The following is a 23,179-nucleotide window of genomic DNA, read 5'->3' as shown; positions in this document are numbered from 1 at the left end:
AGCGAATCATCCGCCCTTAGCACCGGGGGGTAAAGGTGAACCCGTTTAGCCAGAAGCCAGCTTTGCCGCGTTCCACGACCCGCCGGGCACCTGCATGTCTGCACGCTTCTGGCTGACGCGGCTGCTGTTTTCCAGATTGTCCAGATAATCCTCGCTGACGCTGCCGGTGATATAATTGCCGTCAAAGCACGAACAGTCAAAGGCGTCGATCTCGGGGTTGCCTTCTTTGGCGGCCCAGATCAGGTCATCCAGATGCTGATAGAACAGAGCATCCGCGCCCAGTTCTTCGCGGATCTCCTCGATCTCTTTTCCGTTTGCGATCAACTCGGCCTTAGTCGGCATGTCGATGCCGTAGACATTGGGGTATTTTACCGGGGGCGAGGCGCTTGCGACATAAACTTTCTTGGCACCCGCGTCGCGACACATCTGCACAATTTTTTTGATGGTATTGCCGCGCACGATGGAATCGTCGATCAGCAAAACGCTGTGGCCATCAAATTCCAGCGGAACGGCGTTCAACTTGCGGCGAACGGATTTCTGCCGTTCAGCCTGGCCAGGCATGATGAAGGTGCGCCCGACATAACGGTTTTTCACCAGACCTTCGCGATAGGGGATTCCGGTGATCTTGGCTGCTTCCAATGCCACGGGGCGGGCACTATCCGGTACAGGGATGATCCGGTCGATTTCCAGACCAGACTCCTGAATCTGCTTGGCCAGCGTCTGCCCCATACGCATTTGGGTTTTGTACACCGAAACCCCGTCCAGCAGTGAATCAGGACGGGCGAGGTACACGTATTCAAAGATACAGGGCGTCAGCTTGCCTTCGACGGCCTGGAATTCGTGCATGTTGCCGTCCAGATCGATCAAGATCGCTTCACCCGGGCGCAGATCGCGCAGCTTTTCAAAGCCGTTGATGCCGAAGGCTACGTCTTCTGAGGCAAACGCATAGTCATCGCCCTGGCCATCGACCTCGCGCTTTGCAACCGACAGAGGACGAATCCCAAACGGATCGCGGAAGGCCAGCATCCCGACGCCCGCGACCAGACATATCACGGAATAGGCGCCCTGAACGCGTTCCATCGTCATCTTCACACCTGCAAACAGGTTGCGGATGGGTTCCGCATTGCCGTTTACCTTGATCGCGTCCGCCACCTTGTCGGCCAAGACGTTCAACAGAATCTCGGAGTCTGAGGTGGTGCGCAGATGGCGGCTGTATTTGCCGGTAACCTTCTCGCGCTGCTCGGCAGTGTTGGTAATGTTGCCGTTGTGAACCAGATAGATGCCATAAGGCGCGTTTACAAAGAACGGCTGCGCCTCGGCCGCGCTAAGCGAACCTGCGGTGGGATAACGGACATGGCCCATGCCGACATGGCCCAGAAGGGTTTCGGCGTCCTGAGCATTGAACACGTCCTTGACCAACCCGTTGGCCTTCTTTTCCCGGAAAAACTCGCCATTGAAGGTCACGATCCCCGAGGCATCTTGACCCCGGTGCTGCAGCATAAGCAGCCCGTCATAGATCTCGGCAAACACATCATGTGTCCGGCTTGCGATTCCCAAAATCCCACACATTTACGGGGCTCCAACTTCTATGACGATTTTATCTGAGGACTGACCGCTTTTCGGAGACGGGCCGTCTGCAAAGCGTATGCGGATGTCTTGGTAGCAGGTGAAATTGACGCCAATAGGGCGACTATCATCACGACCAGCGCGCATTCATACAGAAAGAACAAGATCGGTGGCTCCGATTCCGTGGCGGGTTGGCCTCCACATAAAGCCTAATGACCGGGCTGTCATCAAAGGATCACACTCACCTATTGCCGCAGGCGGAAATATTCGCCGGAGTCGTGTTGTGACGAAGGTGATGACATGCACAGACATATATGCTGTCATGCTAAGGAGTATCCGCAAGTTTGGAGTAGTAGAGCACACAGAGGACCCGAATGTGGCAGCATAAGTCTCAACAGAACAAGCAGGAACGCATCAAACAACGGTGTCATCGCTGCCGGGGCATGGGGCGTGCGCCTTGTCAGATCTGCAACGGTGCTGGTGAAGTTGCCAAAGGTCGCGATATTCTGGGTAAACCCATCTTTAGCCGGTGCGATGGCTGTTTCGGACTGAAAACCATCCGATGCACCGTATGTGGTGGCGAAGGTTTCAACTGACCGGCATTAAAAAAGCCCGGACAAATCCGGGCTTTTCGGTGAAATCCAAACGAATGAACGCTTAACCTTCGGCAGGTGCCGTGGTTGCAGGCTGGGCGTTGTCTGCGGTGCAGCTGGCTACCAGCTCTTCATATTGCGCCGTAACCCAGCCCAAAGCGGCTTCGGGATTTTGTTCTTCGATCTGACCGCTGAACTGTTCGAACACCTTGGCCGAGCGGCTTTCGTCAACGATCGTGTAAGATTGGCCGGTCATGACGGTGTCGTAGACAAAGAAAGCGATCGCAACCAGCAGAATGCCCCTTGCGATACCAAAGAACAGACCAAGCGCCTGATCCAGCCCCCCCAAGGCCGAGCGTTGCACCAGTGACGAAAACAACGGCGTGAAAATGCTGACCACGATTAGCGCTACGGCAAAGACTGCAGCAAAGCCGGTGATGACCGAAAGCTCGCAACTGTCGCGTAAGAAATCTCCGACAACGGGGATCTCCTTGACCAGTGGGACGGCCTGTGGGGCAAAGATGAACGCCAGAACGGCCGCTGCGACCCAGCCTGCGATTGCAAGAACCTCGCGCATGAAGCCACGTGAGTAGGCCAATATGCCCGACACCACGATGATCAGGGCGACGACCCCGTCAACTATTGTAAAACCTTCCATGGCCCTCGCCTGTTCGTTTTCTGCCCCTCAGGGCGCGACTTTAACCTGCTCCGAAGGTTTCGCCAACAAACCCAACCAAATCAGAGGGTCGGGTGAGTGACAGACCTGCCACAGTGCCGGTTTTGCCACCTGCCGGAGCAATTGCCGCTGTGAAACCAAGTTTTTGTGCTTCTTTCAACCTGTTTTCTGTCTGCGGGGCAGGTCTAAGTGCCCCAGATAGCGAGATTTCTCCGAAAACGACGGTGTCGGCTGGCAGGGCGGTGTCTTCACGCGCGCTGAGTAACGCAGCGGCAACTGCGAGGTCGGCGGCGGGTTCGGTGACCTTTAGCCCTCCTGCCACGTTTAGATAGACATCGAGGCCTGCAAACGGGATTCCGCAACGCGCCTCGAGCACGGCAAGGATCATGGCCAGCCGCCCGCTGTCCCATCCAACGACCGTGCGTCGGGGCTGGGAATGGGGCGAAGGGGCGACAAGGGCCTGCAATTCGACCAAAACGGGGCGGGTGCCTTCGATGCCTGCAAAGACAGCTGAACCGGGGCTGGGCGTGCCTCGTTCCGACAGGAACAGGGCAGAGGGGTTCGTGACCTGAGCCAGCCCTTTGCCAGTCATCTCGAAGACACCGATCTCGTCTGCCGGGCCAAAGCGGTTCTTGACGGCGCGCAGGATGCGGAACTGGTGGCCGCGCTCGCCTTCGAAATACAGCACCGTGTCGACCATGTGTTCGACCACGCGGGGACCGGCAATCTGGCCCTCTTTCGTAACGTGGCCGACCATTATGATCGAGACACCGTGCCGTTTCGCAAATGTGGTCAGTTCATGTGCTGCGGCCCGGACTTGTGACACCGAGCCCGGCGCGCTGTCCACATTATCGGCCCACATGGTCTGGATCGAGTCGATGATCGCCAGACCGGGCTTTTCAGCCTCAAGCGTCGTAAGGATGTCGCGCAAATTGGTTTCTGCCGCCAGTTGAACTGGCGCGTCCTCCAAACCCAGACGACGCGCACGCATCCGGACCTGAGCGCTGGCTTCTTCGCCCGAGACGTAGATGGTTTTGACACCAGCACGCGCGAACCGGGCAGCAGCCTGCAACAGCAGTGTGGATTTACCGATGCCCGGATCTCCGCCCACAAGAAGGGCAGAGGCCGGGACCAGACCACCGCCCAATACCCGGTCAAGTTCCTCGACCCCGCAAAGGGTGCGGGGCGGCGGGGTTTCCTCGGTCGACAAATCCGTGAGTGCAATGGACTGGCCGCGTTTGCCGCCGAGGGATTTCTTGGTCGGGCCAGCCGAAAGGGGCACGTCTTGAACGATGGTGTTCCATTCGCCGCACGCGTCGCAGCGTCCGGACCATCGCGTATGTGTTGCTCCGCAGGCCGAGCAGGAGAAAGAAGTCGTTTTTGCCATGCGGCCTTTGGTGCCCGAGCTTGGGCGGTTCTTCAAGCCCTTGCGGGCTTTCCTCACCAACGGTGGCGCGCTGCGGCCTCAGGCCCCGAACGGGCCATCGCCCACAGCGGGCGCTGACGCGCCTATTCCGCCGCCCGAGGGGGGGACATCGCAACCACGCTGGACGCCTTTGAGGCGCTGTCTTTGCGTGGTGTTTGCAACTGAGTCGACAGTTCGGGCAACAGCTCGAACAGTTCATCCCGCAAGCGTGCCAATTGCGACTTGGCGATGGTCTCTTCCATTTCCACATCGCGCGTCCATTGGCGCAATTCGTTTTGGATGACCTGAGCCTCTTCCAAACGTTGCTGGAAAAGCTCAATCTCTTGCTGCCGTTGTTGCAGGAACATCTGCGCCCGTTCGACCCGCGCGTCGCCATAGGTTTCGGCCAATTCCTGGCTGATCTGGCTCATTTGTGCAGCCAGTTCCAGGATCTCTGGTTCAAGCGATTGCAGGTCAGGGTGCTGGCGCAGAAACGCCATACGCTCTTTGACCGCGTCGAACTCGGAGGACATCATGAACAGCCCGCCTCGGTCAGCGGCATGGGCCATCTGATACGCGTTCGCGATGTCATGCATATCGAGGGCAAATTTGCGGTGGTTGTTTTCCAGGGCCATCATTCGTGCGTTTGCGGGCAGGTAGAATGCCAGCATTAGAATCAGTGCGGTCAGCCCGATCTGGATGAACATCCCGGCATCCGTCGCCGGTCCGTCGCCGAATCCGGCCTGCATCGAAAGCCAGGGCAACACGCCCGCAGCGGATAACATCGTGGTTGAAACGGCCAGCAGGGCCGCCATGCAAATCAGTAAAAAAGTCAATCTTAAAAAGGCATTCTGACATTGCAATGTGATGTTGTGGAGGGCGGCCATGATCGTCGAACTCCTTTTTCAAACCGGAACACACCGGGCCGAAGCGGAGGAAGATCAAACAACTTAGGGCGATCCGCTGCGGACCCGAATACTACAAATCTTAACTGCTCGAAATATAAAGATGATACTTAGATATGTGTTTTCAATCAATTAGGTCTGAGCTTTTCGTGAACCAGATGTCATCTCTGTAATATGACCCAGTGCGATGGATGCCAGAATACAGGCCGTGAACAGATAAAGACCCCATGCGGTCTCAACGGTGGCGTAAGAGATGCCCTTGGCCAATGTGATGTAAAGCGCGATCAGAAAAACGTCGGCCATGGCCAGTTTGCCGAGGATATTCAGCGCGGGTTGGACGCGGGCATCCAGCAGGTTCCATTGGATCAGCGCGGTGCCGATGGTTTTGATGTACGGCGCGAAGAGGGCGAAGACGGTGACGATCAGTGCGAGGAAGATGTCGGATTTCCACAAGGACTGGAGCCCGGTGATGACGCTGATTTCGCTGAGGCCGAAGATCGGCAGGAACCCCGCGCGCATCAGCGGAGCGAACCACGCGATGGGGTAGAGGATCAGGAGCGAGAGGGTGGCGAGGCGGAGGGTCATTCTCTTACTATTTGTCAAATAAGAAGGAATAAACAGATCAGAAAACAAGCGACGTCCAGATTTAAACGTGAACTATCCCATTTGCGTAAATAGTCTCTGCGCCTGTACAGCCTGACCACGAGGAAGAGTGAACCAATAATAAAGTTAGGTAAGAGCAGTTCTGTAGTTTGAGACCAGAAAATGACAACGAGCGTGAGAGAGAAAAGAATTAAGAAGGCTGACCAAGCAAAAACAGCTCTCTTGAGGCTAGATTTGTCCTTAGGCTTAACACTGACAGCTTTTATTTTCTCAGGCCGTTCGAGTGTCGCGGTATTGGATGACCATAAGCTTTTGTAAGCTGGCTTGGTGCCTTTTGCTATAGAGCCAACGGTTTCGGCGACAACAAGGCTGCCTACATAGTAGATGCCTAAATCTCTGACAAAGTTAGAAGTTTCAAGCAGAGTCACTTCGCCGTTCACCGAACCGCCTCAATCGGCCCCTCCGCACTGCCACTAATGAACTGCTCGACATAAGGATCACCCGAGGCATCCATCTGCCCGACGGGACCGGTCCATTGGATGACGCCTCCGTGCAGCATAGCGACGTTGTCGGCAATCGCGCGGACCGAGCTCATGTCATGGGTGATGGTCATCGCGGTGGCGCCCATCTCGGTCACGATTTCTCGGATCAGGTCATTGATGACGCCGGACATGATCGGGTCAAGGCCGGTGGTGGGTTCGTCGAAAAAGATGATCTCGGGCTCGGCGGCGATAGCACGGGCAAGGCCCACACGTTTTTGCATCCCCCCTGACAGCTCGGCCGGAAAACGGTCGGCCACGTCGGACTTCAGGCCCACGCGCCGCAGTTTTTCGATAGCGATTTCGCGCGCTTCCTCGGTCGGACGTTTCAGAGAACCACGCAGCAGGCGGAAGGCAACGTTTTGCCAGACGGTCAGTGAATCAAACAGGGCGGCCCCCTGAAACAGCATCCCGAACCGGGCCAGAAACGCGTCGCGGTCGCCTTTGCTGGCGTCTTTTCCGTCCACATAAATCATGCCGCTGTCGGGGTGGATCAGGCCAAGGATACATTTCAGCGCAACCGATTTCCCGGTGCCCGACCCGCCGATGATAACCATCGAAGTGCCCTTGGGGATCTCAAGGTTAAGACCTTGCAATACGTGGTTGTCGCCAAAGGCTTTATGTACGTTCTCCATCCGGATCATAGCGAGAAGAATACCCCTGTGAGAACGAAGTTTGCGGCCAGGATCAGCACGGCTGCGGCCTCGACCGAGCCTTTGGTGGCGCGGCCCACGCCCTGTGCACCGCGACCGGAATTCATACCGTAATAGCACCCCATGATGGCGGCGATCAGGCCGAAGACTGCGCCTTTGACCAAAGACGAGACGATGTCGCGGGCTTCAAGGAAATCGACCGTGTTCTTCAGATAGGCCGCCGGATTAAAGCCCAGATTTTGAGTGGCAACCGTGTAGCCTCCGGCAATGCCGATGATATCGCCCACTGCGACCAGTGCGGGCACGGTGATCAGCGCAGCCAACACGCGTGGAGCGGTCAGGTATTTCATCGGATGGGTCGACAGCGTGACAAGCGCGTCGATCTGTTCGGTCACTTTCATCGTGGCGATCTCTGCAGCGATGGAAGAAGTTACGCGGGCAGCAATCATCAGGCCGACCAGCACCGGGCCAAGCTCTCGCACCATACCGATGGCGACGATCTGAGGCACCACCGCTTCGGCGTTGAAACGCGCGCCGCCGGCGTAGATTTGCAACGCCAGCGCGCCGCCGGTGAAGATAGCGGTCAGGCCGACCACGGGCAGGGAAAGCCAACCGATATTAAGCAAGGCCATTCCGAACTCGCGCGGATAGAAAGGCGGGCGCAGGATATGCGAGATGGCATCCAGCGCAAACAGGGCCACCCGGCCAAAGGCTGCCATCAGGCTCAGTACAGCCCGGCCCAGCCCCCCAAGCGCGGAAATTGGGTTCATTCCACGTAGCCCCGCGAATAGCGATTGCCGAGAGATGTCAGTATTTCGTAACCGATTGTTCCGGCAGCTTCAGCCAGATCGTCGACAGTCTGGTGGCCGTTGAGAATGCGCAGGCGTTCCGGGTCGTTCGGCAAGTCGGTAACATCCACCGTGATCAGGTCCATCGAGATACGGCCGACCACCGGGCAAGGCTGGTTTCCGGCAAAAGTGTCAATCCCTCCGCCGATGGCACGATGCAGGCCATCAGCATAGCCCGCCGCGACGGTCGCGATACGTGACGGGCGGCGTGCGACCCAGCTGTTGCCGTAGCCGACGGTTTCGCCCACCTCTAGTTGGCGTACCTGAATGACGGGCAGATCGACGGTGACAACCGGCTTGGCCCCAGCAAACGGCAGACCGCCATAAAGGCCGATACCCGGGCGGCAGAAATCGAAATGGAACTCTGGCCCCAGTAAGGTGCCTCCGGTTGCGGCCAGCGAACGCGGGGCAGTGATGCCGTCGGTCATCTCGCGGAAGGTCTTAAGCTGCTGATGGTTCATCGGGTGATCCGGCTCGTCCGAACAGGCCAGATGAGACATGACCACCGCCGGGTTCAAGGCCTCAGCCTTTGGGCGCAATTCGGCCCAGTCTGCGGGCTCCAGCCCCAGACGGTTCATGCCGCTGTCCAGTTGAATGCCGAATGTGTGGTCAGGGAGTGCTTGCAGGTGACGCTGGAACTGTTCGGCCGAGTTGATCAGAGGCGTCAGGTCGTGCGCGCGCAGCAGATCCGTGTCGCCTTCCATATGCCCAGAAAAGACACCGATCATCGGGCCAGGTCCCACGGCCTCGCGCACGGCAGCACCTTCCTCGGCGGCGGCAACAAAGAATTTGCGAACGCCTTCTTCGGCCAGCGTGTCACTGACAGGCCCGACACCCAGCCCATAGGCATCGGCCTTGACCACGGCTCCGGTTTCAACCCCGGTCTTCGCATCAAGCGCGCGCCAGTTGCTGGCCAGCGCATGAAGATTGATCGTCAAACGTGCAGTACTCATGGCACTGTTCATGACATCGCGCTGTCCAAGGTCAAGAGGGAATGGTGCTTTTCTGATGCGTATTCCGTTGCACGATGTTGCCAATCATCAGATGGCGCCGAAAACCATGACGTTTTAGCGGTTTTTCGCTGTGAATGGTTCGCTTTGCGATTGTTTTCACATTGGTGTTAAAGCGATCTTGCGAGAATGATCGTTCCATCATTGTTCAGTCAATGACAAAGCAGCGAGAATTGAGGAAGTCATGAAGTTTTCGACCGGGTTGGCTGATAGCCCCTTCAATGTGGCCCAGTTTTTCGAGGATGTTTTTGCGGCGTCTGAAGGCACGGATGAAGGCGTGGTCATTGGTGCCTTTGTGCAAGACCTGATCGACAGCACGCCATCAAAGGACCTGTTGGTCTGCACCGCGCATAGCGAAAGCCAACTGCTGGGCTGTGCCATCTTTTCGCGCATCATGTTTCCGCAGGACGCGCGTTGCGTATTCATCCTGTCGCCCATGGCGGTTAGGACAGACAATCAAAAGACTGGCGTGGGGCAGGCATTGATCTCTTACGGGTTGGACTGCCTGCGCGCAGCTGGTGTGGATGTGGCGCTGACCTATGGCGATCCCGGGTACTATTGCAAAACCGGCTTTGGTCAGATCTCTGAGACAACCGCGCAACCGCCGCTGGCGCTGAGCCATCCGCACGGATGGCTGGGGCAGTCATTGGATGGTCAGGATCTGACACCGCTGAAAGGCCCGTCGCGCTGCGTGCCCGCATTGAACAATCCATCGCTTTGGTGAGGGGAATCGTGCGGTACGCGAAAGGACCTGTCGCCAGTTCAGAGAATAATCGAGCATTGTCTTGTTGTTGTGAACATGGCGCGCCACCAGCTTCTTTTGCGGCCGTTGTCTGGGGATATGGCCGGCCATAATCCGCAGCGCCGGCGGCGATGCAGACCTGTTGCTGTGGAAGCTTTGTTCAGCGGTTCTAACACAGCGTGGCTGATGCGCCATCGCTTCGGCCGGAGGAACAGGAAAAGTCAGAGACCGCCTGTTCAGTAGCCTTCGATCTCGCCACCCTGCTGCCAGGGTTTGACCAGATTGCCAAAGCGTGTGAACTGGGCTTCGAACGAAAGCTCGACGGTGCCAATGGGACCGTGGCGTTGCTTGCCGACAATGACCTCGGCCTTGCCGTGCAGGCGTTCCATCGCCTGCTTCCACTCTTCCATCTTTTCCAGCTCGTGATCACCGGGCTTTTCGCGTTCCTTGTAGTATTCCTCGCGGAACACAAACATCACCACATCGGCATCCTGCTCGATCGAGCCCGATTCCCGCAGGTCGGACAGTTGCGGGCGTTTATCGTCGCGGTTTTCGACCTGACGGCTCAGCTGTGACAGGGCGATGACCGGGATATTCAGTTCTTTGGCGATGGCCTTCATACCCATCGAAATCTCGGCAATCTCGTTCACGCGGTTGTCGGACATACCTCGGCAAAGCTGCAGATAGTCGATCACCAGAAGGTCCAGACCATGCGTCCGCTTGAGCCGACGCGCACGGGCGGCAAGCTGCGAGATCGGCAGTGCCGGGGTGTCATCGATGAACAGGGGGCAGGCTTCCAATTCCTTGGCCGCGTCCACGAAGCGGCGGAACTCGGCCTCGGTCATATCGCCTTGACGGATCTTGTGCGAGGAAATCTCGGACGCTTCGGCCAGCACACGGCCCGCCAACTGCTCGGCGCTCATCTCAAGTGAGAAGAACCCGACCACACCACCGTCAATCGCGCCTTCCGAGCCATCCGGCTTCTGTCCGCGTTTGTAGGCTTTGGCCACGTTGAACGCTACGTTCGTCGCCAGCGAGGTTTTCCCCATCGACGGACGCCCGGCCAGAATGATCAGGTCAGAGGGGTGCAGGCCCCCAAGCTGTTTGTCCAAGTCGGCCAGACCGGTGGAAATCCCCGCCATTCCACCACCGCGCTGGTACGCTTCATTGGTGACGTTGACGGCTTCTGTGACCGCCTTCAGGAAGGATTGAAAACCTTGTTCGGTCTGGCCCTGCTCGGATAGCTGATAGAGCTGCTGCTCGGCCTCGACGATTTGTTCTTTTGGCTCACTGCTGACTTCGACCCGCGCTGCCTTGTCTGAAATGTCGCGGCCAAGTCGGATCAACTCGCGCCGAATGGCGAGGTCATAGATCATCTGGGCATAGTCATGCACAGCAAAGGCGCTGATCGAGGCACCGGCAAGCTTGACCAAATAGGCCGGGCCGCCCAGCTCCTTCAAGCCTTCATCTTCGCCCATGAAGGATTTCAGTGTGACCGGTGAGGCCAGCGCGTTTTTAGCGATGCGGGCGGCGGCGACTTCATAAATCCGGGCATGAACCGGATCATAGAAATGCTCGGCCCCGATGATCGAGGCGACCCGGTCATAGAGGTCGTTATTGGTCAGGATCGCGCCCAGAAGCTGCTGTTCAGCCTCAATGGAATGCGGCATGGTTTCTGCGTTTTGAATCTGTGCCGCTGCTTGCTCGATACTGCTGATCTCGTTCATTGCTGCTCTCACCGTCCCTTGGGACATGGTCCATAGCTTAGCCCTGCGAGTCGGGGCAAATTGTATGTTTTCTGGGGATATGCTGTGAATATCTCCGGGCCCCATCATCTTGAAGCATGACGGGGCTGTACGTCAACATGTAGTGCGAATTAAGTCCGCGGACCTGCTACTGTTTCCGCTCAGAAAATTGATTTCGCGACGTCAGCTTTTATTCGCTTCCTGCCACCCCCGCGGGTCATTCAGGAAGGCCTCGACGCCGCTAAGGGTCTCTTCGTCAAAGGCCTTTTGCGCCTTGGCCTCGGCAAGAACATCCCACCAAGTGCAAAGCGAATGCAGCTTTACACCGTGATCGCCCAGTGTTTTCTCGGTTTCGGGAAAGATGCCGTAGTAGAAGATCACCGCAGTATGCCCGCAGGTCGCGCCGGTTTCGCGGATCGCGTCCACGAAGGAAAGTTTCGAGCCACCGTCGGTTGTCAGATCCTCGACCAGCAGCACCCGCTCGCCTTCGTTCATCGCGCCTTCGATCCGAGCGTTGCGGCCATAGCCTTTGGGTTTCTTGCGCACATAGGTCATCGGCAGCGCCATCCTCTCGGCAACCATGGCGGCAAAGGGGATGCCTGCGGTTTCGCCGCCGGCGATGTTATCGAACGCCTCGAACCCGGCCTCGCGCATCACGGTCACGGTCAGGAAATCCATCAGTGTCGAACGGATGCGCGGGTACGAGATCAGCTTGCGACAGTCGATATAGGTCGGGCTGGGCAGTCCGCTTGCCAGGGTAAACGGCTCACGCGAGTTGAAATGGACGGCCTTGATCTCCAGCAGCATCCGCGCGGTCAGGCGGGCGATTTCGGTGCTGTCGGGAAAGGAACTGGGGATCATGGCGCAAACCTCGGGGCTGAAAACACGTTGCGGGCTGATAGCCCGACCGTTGGGCCGGAGTCGAGAGGGCAAAAAAGAAAAGCGGACCCCCAAGAGGTCCGCTTTTCGCCCTTTCGGGCAGAGCGCCAAGGTGGGCTTAGCTGCTCATGTCGTAGGCGCGTTCCCCGTGTACCGAAAGATCGAGCCCGTTTGTCTCGGTTTCGGCGTCTACGCGAAGCGGGGTGATAAGTGCAACCACCTTCACCAACACAATCGTGACAACTGTCGTAAAGGCCCCCACGATCACCAGGCCGCCCAACTGCGCGGTCCACGTGCCAAGGCCAAAAGCAGCGATCATGATGGTGCCGAAAATGCCGCCGACGCCGTGTACTGCAAAGACATCCAGTGTGTCGTCGATGTTTAGCTTGTTGCGGATGACATTGACGGCTTCCTGACACAATATACCGGCGACCGCACCGATGATCAGTGCTTGTACCGGACCCACAAAGCCCGAGGCTGGGGTGATCGAAGCCAGACCAGCAATGGTGCCTGTGACCAGACCAACCATGGAAGCCTTGCCAAAGCGGATACGTTCCCACAGGGCCCAGGTCAGCGACGCGGTTGCGGCGGACAGATGCGTAACAGTCATTGCCATCGCGGCCCCGCCGTCTGCGGCCAGCTGTGATCCGCCATTGAAGCCGAACCAACCGACCCAAAGCATCGCGGCTCCAACCATGACATAGCCAGGGTTGTGCGGCGGTGTGGTGCGGTTGCGGCGCGGGCCAAGTATGACGGCGATGATCAGAGCAGCCAGACCAGCGGTTTCATGGACTACGATTCCGCCCGCAAAGTCGCGTACGCCGATCTCGCCTAGAATGCCGCCATCAGCCAGCATGCCGCCGCCCCAGATCCAATGGACGACCGGCGCGTAACAGAGCAGCATCCAAAGGGCCGAAAAGGTCAGGACAAAGCCAAAGCCGACACGTTCGACATAGGCGCCAACGATCAAGGCCGGTGTGATGATCGCAAAGGTCATCTGAAAGGCGAAGAACAGGATCTCGGGCAGAGTACCCGCAAGGCTATCGGCATCCACACCATTCAGGAACGCTTTGCCCAAACCACCCCAAACCCCGCTTTCGCCAGGGCCGAAGGCGATCGAGTAGCCCGCAACGAGCCACAAAATGCTCATCAAACAGGCGATTGAAAAGCAATGCATGAACACGCTGAGTACATTTCGGGCACGTACAAGCCCGCCGTAGAACAGGGCAAGACCTGGCAATGTCATGAAAAGGACCAGTGCGGTTGCAACGATGATCCAGGCTGTATCGGCTCCATTCATGGGCCGTTCTCCTTTCCCCTGCGTTTGGTTCGGAACGCTTTGTGTCGGCGCTCGGAACCCTTGTGAGTGTGTGCGCAGCCTTGAAACGGAGGAGAGGTGAGGAAAAAAGAGGCAGAGTTGTTAAAGGCGCTTAAAATGTCACCTTTTCTTCAAGTGATGACATTTTTTGCGGCTTTTCAGGCATCTTGCCTAAGGAATGGGCGTTTAGGAAAGGCCATCTTTAAGTAGATCTAACGCGTGATCACGCGCTGCCAGCCGGACCGCATCTCGCCCCAATGCGCCAAATTCAACGGTTTCGGTTCGAGTGTCTCTACTGTCGCGGGCCAGTCCGAAACACACTCGCCCTTCCGGTTTGAACTCGGATCCGCCCGGTCCGGCAATGCCGGTGATCGATACGGCAAGCTGCGCCGGAGAATTGCGAAGGGCTCCGTCTGCCATCTCGCGGGCGACCTCCTCTGACACTGCGCCATGCGCGGCCAGCGTTTCGGCCAAAACACCCAGCATGTCCTGTTTGGCTGCGTTGGTGTAAGTGACAAAGCCCCGGTCAACCACAGCGGAGCTGCCGGGAATATCGGTCAGGGCCGCAGCCACCATCCCGCCCGTACAGCTTTCAGCCGTGGCGATCATCACGCCCTGCGCCTTGGCAAAATCCAACAGCTCGCTCACGTTCACAGACCCAGTACTCCGTGTGCTATTCCCGCCAGTATCATCACGCCGATGGCTGCGAAAACGCCTGCGATGACGTCGTCGAGCATAACGCCCATCGGATCGCCACGCCTGTCGGCCCAGCCAACGGGGCCGGGCTTGGTGATATCGAACAGGCGGAACAGGATGAACCCAGCCACCCAACCGGGCCAAAGGGCGGTAATGTCGATCCCATGGGCCCAAGACGGGTAAGAAATCGCCCAAAGCGCGATGAACTGGCCTGCGACCTCATCAACGACGATTTCTGACGGGTCGTGATCATCTTGGCCCTCGGTCATCACGCGGGTTGCCCAAAGGCCGCCAACAAAAACGGCCAGTGTTGCAAGTGCCAGCAGGGGAAACCCACCCAACGTGTGCAATATCCAAGCCATCGGCAGCGCCGCCAAGGATCCCCAGGTTCCGGGGGCAGGGCGCAAATATCCGACACCGCCGACCGTACCGATCACCTGTGCCGTGGTCATTGTTTCACCAAGCAGGCTGTGGCGAGCGAGGCGATCCCTTCGCTGCGACCAGTAAAGCCCAAACGCTCAGATGTGGTGGCCTTGACCGAGACCTGATCTGCGCTTAACCCCATGATTTTAGACATTTCAGCGCGCATGGCAGCGGCATGAGGGCCGATTTTTGGATACTCGCAGACTAAGGTGCAATCGACGTTCGAAATGCGGTATCCCATCTGCCCGGCCAGCTCGACCGCATGGCGCAGAAAAATCTCGCTGGCAGCACCCTTCCATTGCGGATCTGAGGGCGGGAAGTGGTGACCAATGTCACCCTGCGCCAAAGCGCCGTAGATCGCATCGGTTACGGCGTGCATCCCGACATCCGCATCTGAATGTCCCTGCAATCCGCGCCCATGAGGCACCTTCACACCACACAGGATAACGTGATCCCCCTCGCCAAAACGGTGTACGTCATACCCGTTGCCAAGCCTTACATCCATATCCGTTCCCATTATCCGTTCCGCCCGGGCAAAATCCTCGGGTCGGGTGATTTTTAGATTGTCTGCGTCGCCGGGGACAATGCATACATCAAGGCCCGCCTTACGGGCGACCTCCACATCATCCGCAGCCCCGCCCGAATGGGCTGCGTGTGCGGTTGTGATGGCGTCAAAGTGAAACCCCTGCGGTGTCTGCGCAGCATAGAGGCCATTGCGATCCTGCGTGCCCGTTACAGCGCCATCCCGCCCAACCCACAGCGCATCCGTGACAGCAAGCCCCGGGGCAGCCGCTTGGTGCGTTTCCAGCGCGTTCAAAACGTCCTTTATGATGCGCGACGAGACACAAGGGCGGGCCACGTCGTGGATCAGAACATGTTGCACACCCAGACCTTCCAGGGCCTTCAATCCGCTACTTACTGAGCCTGAGCGATCTGATCCGCCAGATGCGAGGATCAGATCTGAATTGCGAAACTCTTCCCATGCGGGGGTGTCTTCGTCTGAAAGCACAAGTACGATGTGATCCACCTGTCCGCGGAACCGCTCGATCGTCCAGTCTGCCACGCGACGGCCCGCAAGGCTGCGCCACTGCTTGGGTATGCCACCTCCGGCGCGCAACCCGCGCCCTGCGGCGACTATGATGGCGGCTGTAGTCATGTCTCGGGCGCTCCTTCGTATTGGGCTGTGTTTAGGCGGCGGTGAAAGCAGAGGCAATCACCCAAGGTAAAACGATTAAAAGTTAGGCATTTGATGATTTTGCGGGCTTGTTTCGCGCCGTTTTGTTGTTCATATGCGCGGAATTCGATATCAAAACCGCAACTGCCCAAGGATTAAGCACGTTGACTCTGCGCCTCGCTGAAAAAGAAGTAACATCACCGGTCCTTCTGGCTCCGATGGCCGGAATCACTGATCGCCCGTTTCGCGATCTGGTGATGCGGTTTGGTGCCGGCATGGTGGTAAGCGAAATGGTCGCCAGTCAGGAGATGGTGCAAGCCAAGCCTGGCGTGCGCGAACGTGCGGAACTGTCTGCGGACGTAGAAAACACTGCCGTGCAATTGGCCGGGCGTGAAGCGCACTGGATGGCCGAAGCCGCCCGTCAGGTGGCCGACAGGGGCGCGCGGGTGATCGACATCAACATGGGCTGTCCCGCCAAGAAAGTGACCAATGGTTATTCTGGTTCGGCGCTGCTGAAAACGCCGGATCACGCACTGACCCTGATCGAAGCCGTGGTCAGTGCCGTTGATGTGCCGGTGACCTTGAAAACCCGGCTAGGCTGGGACGACTCTCTGCTGAACGCACCAGACGTGGCGCGACGAGCGCAGGACGCCGGAATTCAGATGGTCACGATTCACGGGCGCACGCGGTGTCAGTTTTACAAAGGGCATGCCGATTGGCGGGCGATCCGGGCCGTGAAAGAGGCTGTGTCGATTCCAGTCATCGCCAATGGCGATATCGTGGATACCGCTGCCGCGCAGACTGCGCTGGATCAGTCCGGTGCAGATGGGGTGATGGTCGGGCGCGGCGCGCAGGGCAAGCCCTGGCTCTTGGCGCAGGTATGCCATGACCTATTTGGGGCAGAGGCCCCTGAGGTTCCGATCGGCGCGGATCTGATCGACATGGTGCAGGCGCATTATCAGGCGATGCTATCCTTCTATGGGGCGGACCTCGGCCTGCGCGTCGCCCGCAAGCATCTTGGATGGTACATGGATGAAGCCGCGACACCGGCGCCTTTGCGGCGAGCCGTTCTGACCTCACGCGATCCAAACGAAGTGTTGCGCCTGCTGGCGGATGCGCTGAGCGAGACGGGCGAGGTGGCGGCATGAACTCGAACGCCAGCATCTGGAACTCATTGCCCGTTCCGGCCTTCATCATTGATCCGGACGATCGCATTTCCGATGTAAATGCAGCAGGTGAAGGGTTTCTGAACGCGTCACGCAAGGCTGTGATCGGCCATCCCGTGTGGGATCAGATCGCCGTAGATGCACCGCTTGAAGAGGCTTTCGAGCGCGCGCGCACCTATGGTACGCCGCTTTTTGTCAACGATGTCGACGCCGGATCAGGAAACCGCGCACCGTTGCAATGCGCGTTGCAGATCGCGCCTTTGGTTGGATATCCTGGATCGATGATCATGATCATCTCGCCGCGCGAATTGTCGGGGCGGATGACACGGGGCAACACGGTCAAATCGGCCGCGCAATCGGCCATTGGCATGGCTGAGATGCTGGCCCACGAGATCAAGAACCCCTTGGCCGGGATCACGGGCGCCGCGCAGTTGCTGAGCATGAATATCCCGGCGCAAGATTTAGAACTTACAGACTTAATCGTGGCGGAAAGCCGCAGAATTGTGAAGCTGCTGGAGCAGGTTGAACAATTCGGAAACTTGCAGAAACCCGACTTCAAACCAGTCAATATCCATGACGTTCTGGATCGCGCCCGCCGGTCAGCCTTGCTGGGGTTTGGCGCGGACATGACGATCATTGAAGATTACGACCCGTCCTTGCCGTTGGCCTTCGGAGACCCGGATCAATTGTTGCAGGTGGTTCTGAACCTGCTCAAGAACGCATCCGAAGCTGCTGGGCCGCAGGGGGGAACCATCCGGCTTCGGACTTACTTCGAACATTCCTTCCGTCTGCGCCGCAGCGATGGGTCTGGTCATTCATTGCCTTTGCAGATCGAGATTATCGACGATGGACCAGGGTTGCCCGAGGACATTCGCGGGGACATTTTTGACCCCTTTGTCTCGGGCAAGGAAAATGGCACCGGGCTGGGGCTGGCGCTGGTGAGTAAGATCATATCGGACCATGACGGCTGGATTTCAGCCGAGTCCGTTCCCGGGCGAACCGTATTCAAACTGTCGCTGCGCCGCGCGCCGCGCGAGGTCGCCGAGCACAAAAAGGAGACCACCTAATGGATGGCACCGTACTGGTTGCGGATGATGACCGCACGATCCGCACCGTTCTGACACAGGCCCTGACGCGTGCAGGGTGCAAGGTGCATGCAACGTCGTCGCTGACCACGCTGATGCGCTGGGTTGGGGAAGGTAAGGGCGATGTGGTGATCTCGGACGTGGTCATGCCAGATGGCAACGGATTGGAAATGCTGCCAAAGATTGCCGAAGATCGTCCCGGACTGCCCGTCATCGTGATCTCGGCGCAAAACACGATCATGACGGCGATTCAGGCGGCAGAGGCGGACGCCTATGATTACTTGCCGAAACCTTTCGATCTACCTGACTTGATGAAACGAACCGCGCGGGCCTTGGATCAAAAGCAACGGGTACAGCCCGAAACGGCTCATGTAGATGGCGAGCGTCCGGACGAATTGCCTTTGGTCGGGCGCACCCCGGTGATGCAGGCCCTGTACAGGTTGGTCGCACGGGTAATGAACACCGATTTGTCGGTGCTGATTTCCGGTGAAAGTGGAACAGGTAAGTCCCTGATTGCACGCGCTATTCATGACTTCTCGGACCGGCGCACATTACCTTTTGTTACAGTTACGGCGGCAGAGTTGCGGGATCTGGAAGGACCCGCGCGTGTTTTGGCGCGTGCTCGCGGCGGCACGCTGTTGATCGATGAAATCGCAGATATCGAAGATGAGGTTCAGGCCCGTATCGTGCGCATGATGGATACACCCGGCGATCATGTTCCGCGTTTCATGGCCACAAGCCAGTCGGATCTGACGGAAGGGATGGAAACCGGGCGCATTCGTCAGGATTTGTATTACCGGTTGTGCGGTGCCACCATTCATGTGCCGTCATTGCGTGAACGGGTGGATGACATTCCGCTGCTAGCGGAACATTTTCTGGCCCGCGAAGAGCGTGAAAGCGGTGCAAAGCGCTGGCTCAGCCCCGAAGCGGTAGAATTGGTGCGGCGCTATTCCTGGCCCGGTAACGTAAGACAGTTGGAAAACGCAGTGCGCAGGCTGAGCTTGACAAGCCGGGCGGATGAAATCTCGAAGGCTGAAGTGGAAATGGTTCTGGGCAGCCAGCCCGAAGCTGAACCGGTTCTCAGTGGCGGAGAGCGTGAAAAACTGTCGACCTCGGTCGAGCGACATTTGCGTCGATATTTTGACCTGCACGGCAATATTTTGCCGCCGCCAGGTCTGTATCAGCGCATTTTGCGTGAGGTTGAGGCACCGCTGATCGAAATTGCACTGGACGCAACCGGCGGAAATCAGGCGAAATGTGCCGATTTGCTGGGAATCAACCGAAATACGTTGCGAAAAAAGATTACTGACCTCGATATTCAGGTGACACGCCGCCGCAAACTGATGTAATATCGCCACACAAACCGTGGCATCCCGGCATCTTTTGGGAAAAGATCACGATATATGGCGGTAAGCCGCGAACGCGGCACATCAGGATGAGGGCAGACGGTGGCAACCCGAGCACAGAGCGGGATGATCCCATCGATAAGTCGATGGCGTAAATCACGAAAACTGCGCAATTTCGGTACCTTTGGGCTGGTCCTTTTGGGGCCAATTCTTGCGCTGGCAACCTATCTGGTCATTGGTCCCTTTGATCTTGGTGCAACGGCACCAACCCTGCGGCTGATTCTGTTGGCAGACCTCGTCTATGTACTTGTCGTCGCGGCACTGGTGCTGAGTCAGGTCGGCAGCTTGATTGCGGCGCGCAGGGCCAAGTCGGCGGGTTCGCGCCTTCATTTGCGTTTGATTGGGGCGTTCACTCTGCTGGCGCTGGTGCCTACCGTAACCGTAGCGATTTTTGCCGGGCTCACTGTGAATATCGGCCTCGAGGGCTGGTTCTCGGACCGGGTGCGGCAAGTGGTTGGATCGTCCCTGACAGCGGCAGAAGCTTATGAACAAGAGCACCGCCGCGGGTTGGTTCAGGACGCCTCGGTGCTGGCGCGGTATCTGGACAATGCGCGTTCGCTGGATTTCTACATCTCGGACGCCGAATTGCGCGAAGTGTTGGCGCAGGGGCAGGCCCAAATTCAACGCGGATTGCGGGAAGCGTATGTCATCGACGGCAGTGGCGAGATCAAATCGCGCGGCGATCGATCATATCTGTTCAACTACGAAGCACCCACTTCGGAACAGATGGCTGAGGCCACTGACACAGGGCTGCTGATCATAGCTGATTGGCCAAACAATGAATTCCGCGCGCTTGTGCCTCTGACAGCCTATCTGGACCGTTACCTTTATGTCAGCCGCGAAGTGGATGGGCAGTTGCTGACCCTGCTGGATGACACCAAGGAAACGGCACAGTTCTACCAACAGCTGGAAAGCGAGCGGGGCAGGGTGCTGTTCGAATTTGGCCTGCTGTATCTGGGCTTTGCGTTGATCCTGATCCTTGCTGCGATGTCTTTGGGGATGTGGTTCGCCGAACGCCTATCACGTCCGGTGGGGCGTTTGACCACGGCGGCCCAAAGGGTCGGGGCCGGGGACCTGAGCGTTCAGGTTATAGAAGAGGCCAGCGATGACGAGATCGCCATGCTGGGCCGGTATTTCAACCAGATGACCCGGCAACTGAAAGGGCAGCGGGACACGCTGCTGGAAAACACACAGCAAATCGAAAGCCGCCGTCGCCTGTTCGACTCGGTACTCAGCTCGGTCACATCGGGTGTTGTCGGCGTTGACCCTGAGGGCTGCGTGACCTTTGTGAACCGCTCGGCCGAACGGTTGCTGGACTGGTCGCGGGGAGAAGAGCATCTGGCCATTGGCATCGCGGTGCCAGAGTTTCTGCCGCTGTTCGAAAGCCTGAAAGACAGCGGGCAGGAGGCTGTTCAGGGCGAGGTTAAAGTCACACGCAAGGGACGTCTGGAAAACCTCTTAGTGCGGATGGCCATCCGTCGCGGCGAAGATGGTGGGTTGGAAGGCTATGTGGTCGCCTTTGACGACGTGACCGATCTGGTCAGTGCGCAGCGGATGGCAGCCTGGGGCGACGTTGCCCGCCGCATCGCCCATGAGATCAAGAACCCATTAACCCCGATCCAGCTGAGCGCCGAACGCATCAAACGCAAGTTCGCGCGCAAGCTGGACGAAGAGGATTGCGAAAGCCTCGAGTCGATGACAGGTGTCATTGTGCGCCAAACCAACGACCTGCGTCGCATCGTGGACGAGTTCTCGAAATTCGCGCGGATGCCCGAGCCTGAGCGCCGCGAAGAAAACGTGGTCGAACTCGTCCGTGAAGCAGTTGTTTTGCAACAGGCGGGGCAACCGGACGTGCAGATTGACGCGGATTTGCCGCAGCAACCCATCATGGCCGACCTGGATGCGACGATGTTGCATCAGGCCCTGACAAACCTCATTAAAAACGCCGGAGAAGCGATTGGTACCCTGAAAGAAAAAGGGGCACCGGATAATCTCAAGCCGCAGATAAAAGTGGCAGTTTCCAGTGATGATGCCGGTACGGTCATCACGATTGCAGACAACGGGATCGGTCTGCCCGAGGATCGGGCGCGACTGTTTGAACCCTATGTGACTACACGCGACGAAGGGACGGGGCTGGGCCTGCCCATCGTCAAGAAAATCATCGAAGAACACGGCGGAGCGCTGACGCTTGAGGACGCGCCCGTCTTTGACGGACAGGACCATTTTGGCGCGATGGCCGTAATCCGTTTGCCGGGGGCCAATATGTCCTCGACCGTTGCGCCACAGAAGCAGGCAATTAGAACCAACAAACTGAAAGCAGGCCAAAGATGAGTGACATTCTGATCGTAGATGACGAGCGCGATATTCGCGAGCTGGTGTCCGACATTCTGGAGGACGAAGGCTATTCAACCCGGCTGGCGGCCAACTCGGACGAGTGCATGGCGTCCATCAATTCCGAGCCGCCGGGGCTGTTGATCCTTGATATCTGGCTGAAGGACAGCCGCATGGATGGGATCGATATTCTGAAAGCGGTGAAGCGCGATAACCCAGATGTGCCGGTGGTGATCATTTCCGGGCACGGCAATATCGAAATCGCTGTCGCCGCTATCAAGCAGGGCGCGTACGACTTTATCGAAAAGCCGTTTAACATTGACCAGTTGATGGTGGTGATCCGCCGCGCGATGGAGACGTCTCGCCTGCGCCGCGAGAATGCGTCGTTGAAGCGCAAAGAGGTCAACAACTCGGACATGATCGGCAAATCGGCCTCGTTCCGGGCCATGCAGGGTCAGTTGGACAAAGTGACCAAGTCAAATGGCCGTGTGATGCTGAGCGGTCCTGCCGGGTCGGGCAAGGAAATCGCGGCGCGTTATATCCACGCCCATTCCAACCGTGCCAATGCGCCCTTTGTGACAGTGAACTGCGCAGGGATCGAGCCCGAGCGCGTAGAAGAGGTTTTGTTTGGCCGCGAATCCGCCGAGCGCGGGGTCGAGCCCGGCTTGCTGGAAGAAGCCCATGGCGGTGTTGTCTATTTTGACGAAGTGGCGGACATGCCCCTGGGCACCCAATCCAAGATCCTTCGGGTGTTGGTGGATCAGCAGTTTCAGCGTGTGGGTGGATCGGACAAAGTGCGCGTGGATCTGCGTGTTATATCGTCCACCAACAAGGATCTGGACGAAGAAATCGCAGCCGAGCGGTTCCGCGAAGAACTGTATCACCGTCTGAACGTTGTGCCTGTTGCAGTTCCCTCGCTTGAAGATCGCCGCGAGGATATTCCGGTTCTGGCCCAGCATTTCATCGAAATGTGTAACGAAACCCAAGGTCTGCCGATCCGCGAACTCTCGGAAGAGGCTGTTGCTCTGTTGCAGACGATGACATGGCCGGGGAATGTGCGTCAGCTCAAGAACTTGATCGAACGGGTTTTGATCCTCGGCGACGGAACCGGCCCGATCGAAGCGCGCGAGTTGCCCAGCGAAGAGGATAAGACCGAAGATTCGGGCCGCGTCGTTCTGTCGGGTGCTCTGGCAACCTTGCCGCTGCGCGAGGCGCGTGAAGCGTTCGAGCGAGAGTACCTGCTGACCCAGATCAATCGCTTTGGCGGCAATATCAGCCGCACGGCCAGCTTTGTCGGGATGGAGCGCAGCGCGTTGCACCGCAAGCTGAAGTCGCTGGGTGTCGTTACGTCGAACAAATCCGGTGCACGTGTTGCGCAAATCGATGAGCCGGAACCGGCGGAGTAATCCACCGGGA

General features: G+C 58.0%; 21 protein-coding genes. 6 read left to right on the top strand and 15 right to left on the bottom strand.

Annotated elements, in window-relative coordinates:
* Nucleotides 1-45: 45 nt before the first annotated feature.
* From purF to alr, 9 genes are all read right to left on the bottom strand, one after another.
* Complete coding sequence (gene purF, locus GOV89_RS05295; protein ID WP_171179924.1) at nt 46-1,569, bottom strand: amidophosphoribosyltransferase; 1,524 nt, start codon at nt 1,567-1,569, stop codon at nt 46-48.
* Between the two features lie 654 nt (nt 1,570-2,223).
* Entirely contained in the window at nt 2,224-2,817 is a 594-nt protein-coding gene (locus GOV89_RS05290; protein ID WP_171237697.1) for a CvpA family protein, read from the bottom strand.
* A gap of 40 nt (nt 2,818-2,857) precedes the next feature.
* The gene (gene radA, locus GOV89_RS05285; RefSeq protein WP_171179928.1) at nt 2,858-4,222 is read right to left on the bottom strand and encodes a DNA repair protein RadA; all 1,365 of its coding nucleotides are present in this window, start codon (nt 4,220-4,222) and stop codon (nt 2,858-2,860) included.
* 122 nt (nt 4,223-4,344) lie between these two features.
* A complete protein-coding gene (locus GOV89_RS05280) occupies nt 4,345-5,127 on the bottom strand; it encodes a DNA repair protein (RefSeq protein WP_171179931.1) in 783 nt (260 codons plus the stop codon).
* Nucleotides 5,128-5,277: 150 nt separating this feature from the next.
* Nucleotides 5,278-5,730 carry a paraquat-inducible protein A gene (locus tag GOV89_RS05275; RefSeq protein WP_171237696.1) on the bottom strand — a complete coding sequence of 151 codons (453 nt, stop codon included), beginning with the start codon at nt 5,728-5,730 and terminating at the stop codon, nt 5,278-5,280.
* A 14-nt stretch (nt 5,731-5,744) separates the two neighbouring features.
* On the bottom strand, nt 5,745-6,188 hold the full coding sequence (locus tag GOV89_RS05270; protein ID WP_171237695.1) for a hypothetical protein: 444 nt from the start codon (nt 6,186-6,188) through the stop codon (nt 5,745-5,747).
* Nucleotides 6,185-6,931: an ABC transporter ATP-binding protein gene (locus GOV89_RS05265; RefSeq protein ID WP_171237694.1), complete on the bottom strand. Its 747-nt coding sequence runs from the start codon at nt 6,929-6,931 to the stop codon at nt 6,185-6,187. The genes GOV89_RS05270 and GOV89_RS05265 overlap by 4 nt, the downstream gene beginning before the upstream one ends.
* On the bottom strand, nt 6,928-7,710 hold the full coding sequence (locus GOV89_RS05260) for an ABC transporter permease (RefSeq protein ID WP_171179939.1): 783 nt from the start codon (nt 7,708-7,710) through the stop codon (nt 6,928-6,930). The genes GOV89_RS05265 and GOV89_RS05260 overlap by 4 nt, the downstream gene beginning before the upstream one ends.
* Nucleotides 7,707-8,741 carry an alanine racemase gene (alr, locus tag GOV89_RS05255; protein WP_171237693.1) on the bottom strand — a complete coding sequence of 345 codons (1,035 nt, stop codon included), beginning with the start codon at nt 8,739-8,741 and terminating at the stop codon, nt 7,707-7,709. Before alr ends, GOV89_RS05260 begins: the two co-directional genes overlap by 4 nt.
* 241 nt (nt 8,742-8,982) lie before the next feature.
* On the opposite strand from alr, the gene GOV89_RS05250 reads away from it, so the two are divergent.
* Entirely contained in the window at nt 8,983-9,522 is a 540-nt protein-coding gene (locus tag GOV89_RS05250; RefSeq protein ID WP_171179944.1) for a GNAT family N-acetyltransferase, read from the top strand.
* Between the two features lie 254 nt (nt 9,523-9,776).
* On the opposite strand, the gene GOV89_RS05245 is transcribed toward GOV89_RS05250, so the two are convergent.
* The 6 genes from GOV89_RS05245 to GOV89_RS05220 all read right to left on the bottom strand — a co-directional run bounded on the left by GOV89_RS05245 (nt 9,777) and on the right by GOV89_RS05220 (nt 15,757).
* On the bottom strand, nt 9,777-11,267 hold the full coding sequence (locus GOV89_RS05245; protein ID WP_171179946.1) for a replicative DNA helicase: 1,491 nt from the start codon (nt 11,265-11,267) through the stop codon (nt 9,777-9,779).
* A 201-nt stretch (nt 11,268-11,468) separates the two neighbouring features.
* On the bottom strand, nt 11,469-12,146 hold the full coding sequence (locus tag GOV89_RS05240; RefSeq protein WP_171179948.1) for an orotate phosphoribosyltransferase: 678 nt from the start codon (nt 12,144-12,146) through the stop codon (nt 11,469-11,471).
* 136 nt (nt 12,147-12,282) lie between these two features.
* Entirely contained in the window at nt 12,283-13,464 is a 1,182-nt protein-coding gene (locus GOV89_RS05235) for an ammonium transporter (protein ID WP_171237692.1), read from the bottom strand.
* A 204-nt stretch (nt 13,465-13,668) separates the two neighbouring features.
* On the bottom strand, nt 13,669-14,136 hold the full coding sequence (locus GOV89_RS05230; RefSeq protein WP_171237691.1) for a CinA family protein: 468 nt from the start codon (nt 14,134-14,136) through the stop codon (nt 13,669-13,671).
* Complete coding sequence (locus tag GOV89_RS05225; protein ID WP_171237690.1) at nt 14,133-14,630, bottom strand: phosphatidylglycerophosphatase A; 498 nt, start codon at nt 14,628-14,630, stop codon at nt 14,133-14,135. Before GOV89_RS05225 ends, GOV89_RS05230 begins: the two co-directional genes overlap by 4 nt.
* Nucleotides 14,627-15,757: a bifunctional 2-C-methyl-D-erythritol 4-phosphate cytidylyltransferase/2-C-methyl-D-erythritol 2,4-cyclodiphosphate synthase gene (locus GOV89_RS05220; protein WP_171237689.1), complete on the bottom strand. Its 1,131-nt coding sequence runs from the start codon at nt 15,755-15,757 to the stop codon at nt 14,627-14,629. The genes GOV89_RS05225 and GOV89_RS05220 overlap by 4 nt, the downstream gene beginning before the upstream one ends.
* 182 nt (nt 15,758-15,939) lie before the next feature.
* On the opposite strand from GOV89_RS05220, the gene dusB reads away from it, so the two are divergent.
* The 5 genes from dusB (at nt 15,940) to GOV89_RS05195 (ending at nt 23,169) form a co-directional block, all read left to right on the top strand.
* Nucleotides 15,940-16,923 carry a tRNA dihydrouridine synthase DusB gene (gene dusB / locus GOV89_RS05215; RefSeq protein WP_256368512.1) on the top strand — a complete coding sequence of 328 codons (984 nt, stop codon included), beginning with the start codon at nt 15,940-15,942 and terminating at the stop codon, nt 16,921-16,923.
* Nucleotides 16,920-18,008, top strand: a complete 1,089-nt coding sequence (locus tag GOV89_RS05210) for a nitrogen regulation protein NR(II) (protein ID WP_171237687.1) — start codon at nt 16,920-16,922, stop codon at nt 18,006-18,008. The genes dusB and GOV89_RS05210 overlap by 4 nt, the downstream gene beginning before the upstream one ends.
* Entirely contained in the window at nt 18,008-19,375 is a 1,368-nt protein-coding gene (locus GOV89_RS05205; RefSeq protein WP_171237686.1) for a response regulator, read from the top strand. Before GOV89_RS05210 ends, GOV89_RS05205 begins: the two co-directional genes overlap by 1 nt.
* A 123-nt stretch (nt 19,376-19,498) precedes the next feature.
* Nucleotides 19,499-21,763 carry a PAS domain-containing sensor histidine kinase gene (locus GOV89_RS05200; RefSeq protein WP_171237846.1) on the top strand — a complete coding sequence of 755 codons (2,265 nt, stop codon included), beginning with the start codon at nt 19,499-19,501 and terminating at the stop codon, nt 21,761-21,763.
* Nucleotides 21,760-23,169 carry a sigma-54 dependent transcriptional regulator gene (locus GOV89_RS05195; protein WP_171179966.1) on the top strand — a complete coding sequence of 470 codons (1,410 nt, stop codon included), beginning with the start codon at nt 21,760-21,762 and terminating at the stop codon, nt 23,167-23,169. The genes GOV89_RS05200 and GOV89_RS05195 overlap by 4 nt, the downstream gene beginning before the upstream one ends.
* The last annotated feature ends 10 nt before the right edge of the window (nt 23,170-23,179 follow it).

The sequence above is a fragment of the Ruegeria sp. HKCCA5763 genome, from assembly GCF_013034545.1.
In the GTDB taxonomy this organism is placed as follows: Bacteria; Pseudomonadota; Alphaproteobacteria; order Rhodobacterales; family Rhodobacteraceae; genus Ruegeria.
Note: the sequence above shows the minus strand (reverse complement) of the source record. Positions and strands in the feature narration are given on the sequence as shown.

Coding starts and splice junctions, on each gene's coding strand:
- GOV89_RS05235 (WP_171237692.1), bottom strand. CDS start 13,464: ATGAATGGAGCCGATACAGCCTGGATCATCGTTGCAACCGCACTGGTC.
- GOV89_RS05210 (WP_171237687.1), top strand. CDS start 16,920: ATGAACTCGAACGCCAGCATCTGGAACTCATTGCCCGTTCCGGCCTTC.
- GOV89_RS05265 (WP_171237694.1), bottom strand. CDS start 6,931: ATGATCCGGATGGAGAACGTACATAAAGCCTTTGGCGACAACCACGTA.
- GOV89_RS05275 (WP_171237696.1), bottom strand. CDS start 5,730: ATGACCCTCCGCCTCGCCACCCTCTCGCTCCTGATCCTCTACCCCATC.
- GOV89_RS05260 (WP_171179939.1), bottom strand. CDS start 7,710: ATGAACCCAATTTCCGCGCTTGGGGGGCTGGGCCGGGCTGTACTGAGC.
- GOV89_RS05200 (WP_171237846.1), top strand. CDS start 19,499: ATGATCCCATCGATAAGTCGATGGCGTAAATCACGAAAACTGCGCAAT.
- alr (WP_171237693.1), bottom strand. CDS start 8,741: ATGAGTACTGCACGTTTGACGATCAATCTTCATGCGCTGGCCAGCAAC.
- GOV89_RS05205 (WP_171237686.1), top strand. CDS start 18,008: ATGGATGGCACCGTACTGGTTGCGGATGATGACCGCACGATCCGCACC.
- GOV89_RS05225 (WP_171237690.1), bottom strand. CDS start 14,630: ATGACCACGGCACAGGTGATCGGTACGGTCGGCGGTGTCGGATATTTG.
- GOV89_RS05250 (WP_171179944.1), top strand. CDS start 8,983: ATGAAGTTTTCGACCGGGTTGGCTGATAGCCCCTTCAATGTGGCCCAG.
- GOV89_RS05195 (WP_171179966.1), top strand. CDS start 21,760: ATGAGTGACATTCTGATCGTAGATGACGAGCGCGATATTCGCGAGCTG.
- GOV89_RS05240 (WP_171179948.1), bottom strand. CDS start 12,146: ATGATCCCCAGTTCCTTTCCCGACAGCACCGAAATCGCCCGCCTGACC.
- GOV89_RS05290 (WP_171237697.1), bottom strand. CDS start 2,817: ATGGAAGGTTTTACAATAGTTGACGGGGTCGTCGCCCTGATCATCGTG.
- GOV89_RS05245 (WP_171179946.1), bottom strand. CDS start 11,267: ATGAACGAGATCAGCAGTATCGAGCAAGCAGCGGCACAGATTCAAAAC.
- GOV89_RS05280 (WP_171179931.1), bottom strand. CDS start 5,127: ATGGCCGCCCTCCACAACATCACATTGCAATGTCAGAATGCCTTTTTA.
- GOV89_RS05220 (WP_171237689.1), bottom strand. CDS start 15,757: ATGACTACAGCCGCCATCATAGTCGCCGCAGGGCGCGGGTTGCGCGCC.
- purF (WP_171179924.1), bottom strand. CDS start 1,569: ATGTGTGGGATTTTGGGAATCGCAAGCCGGACACATGATGTGTTTGCC.
- radA (WP_171179928.1), bottom strand. CDS start 4,222: ATGGCAAAAACGACTTCTTTCTCCTGCTCGGCCTGCGGAGCAACACAT.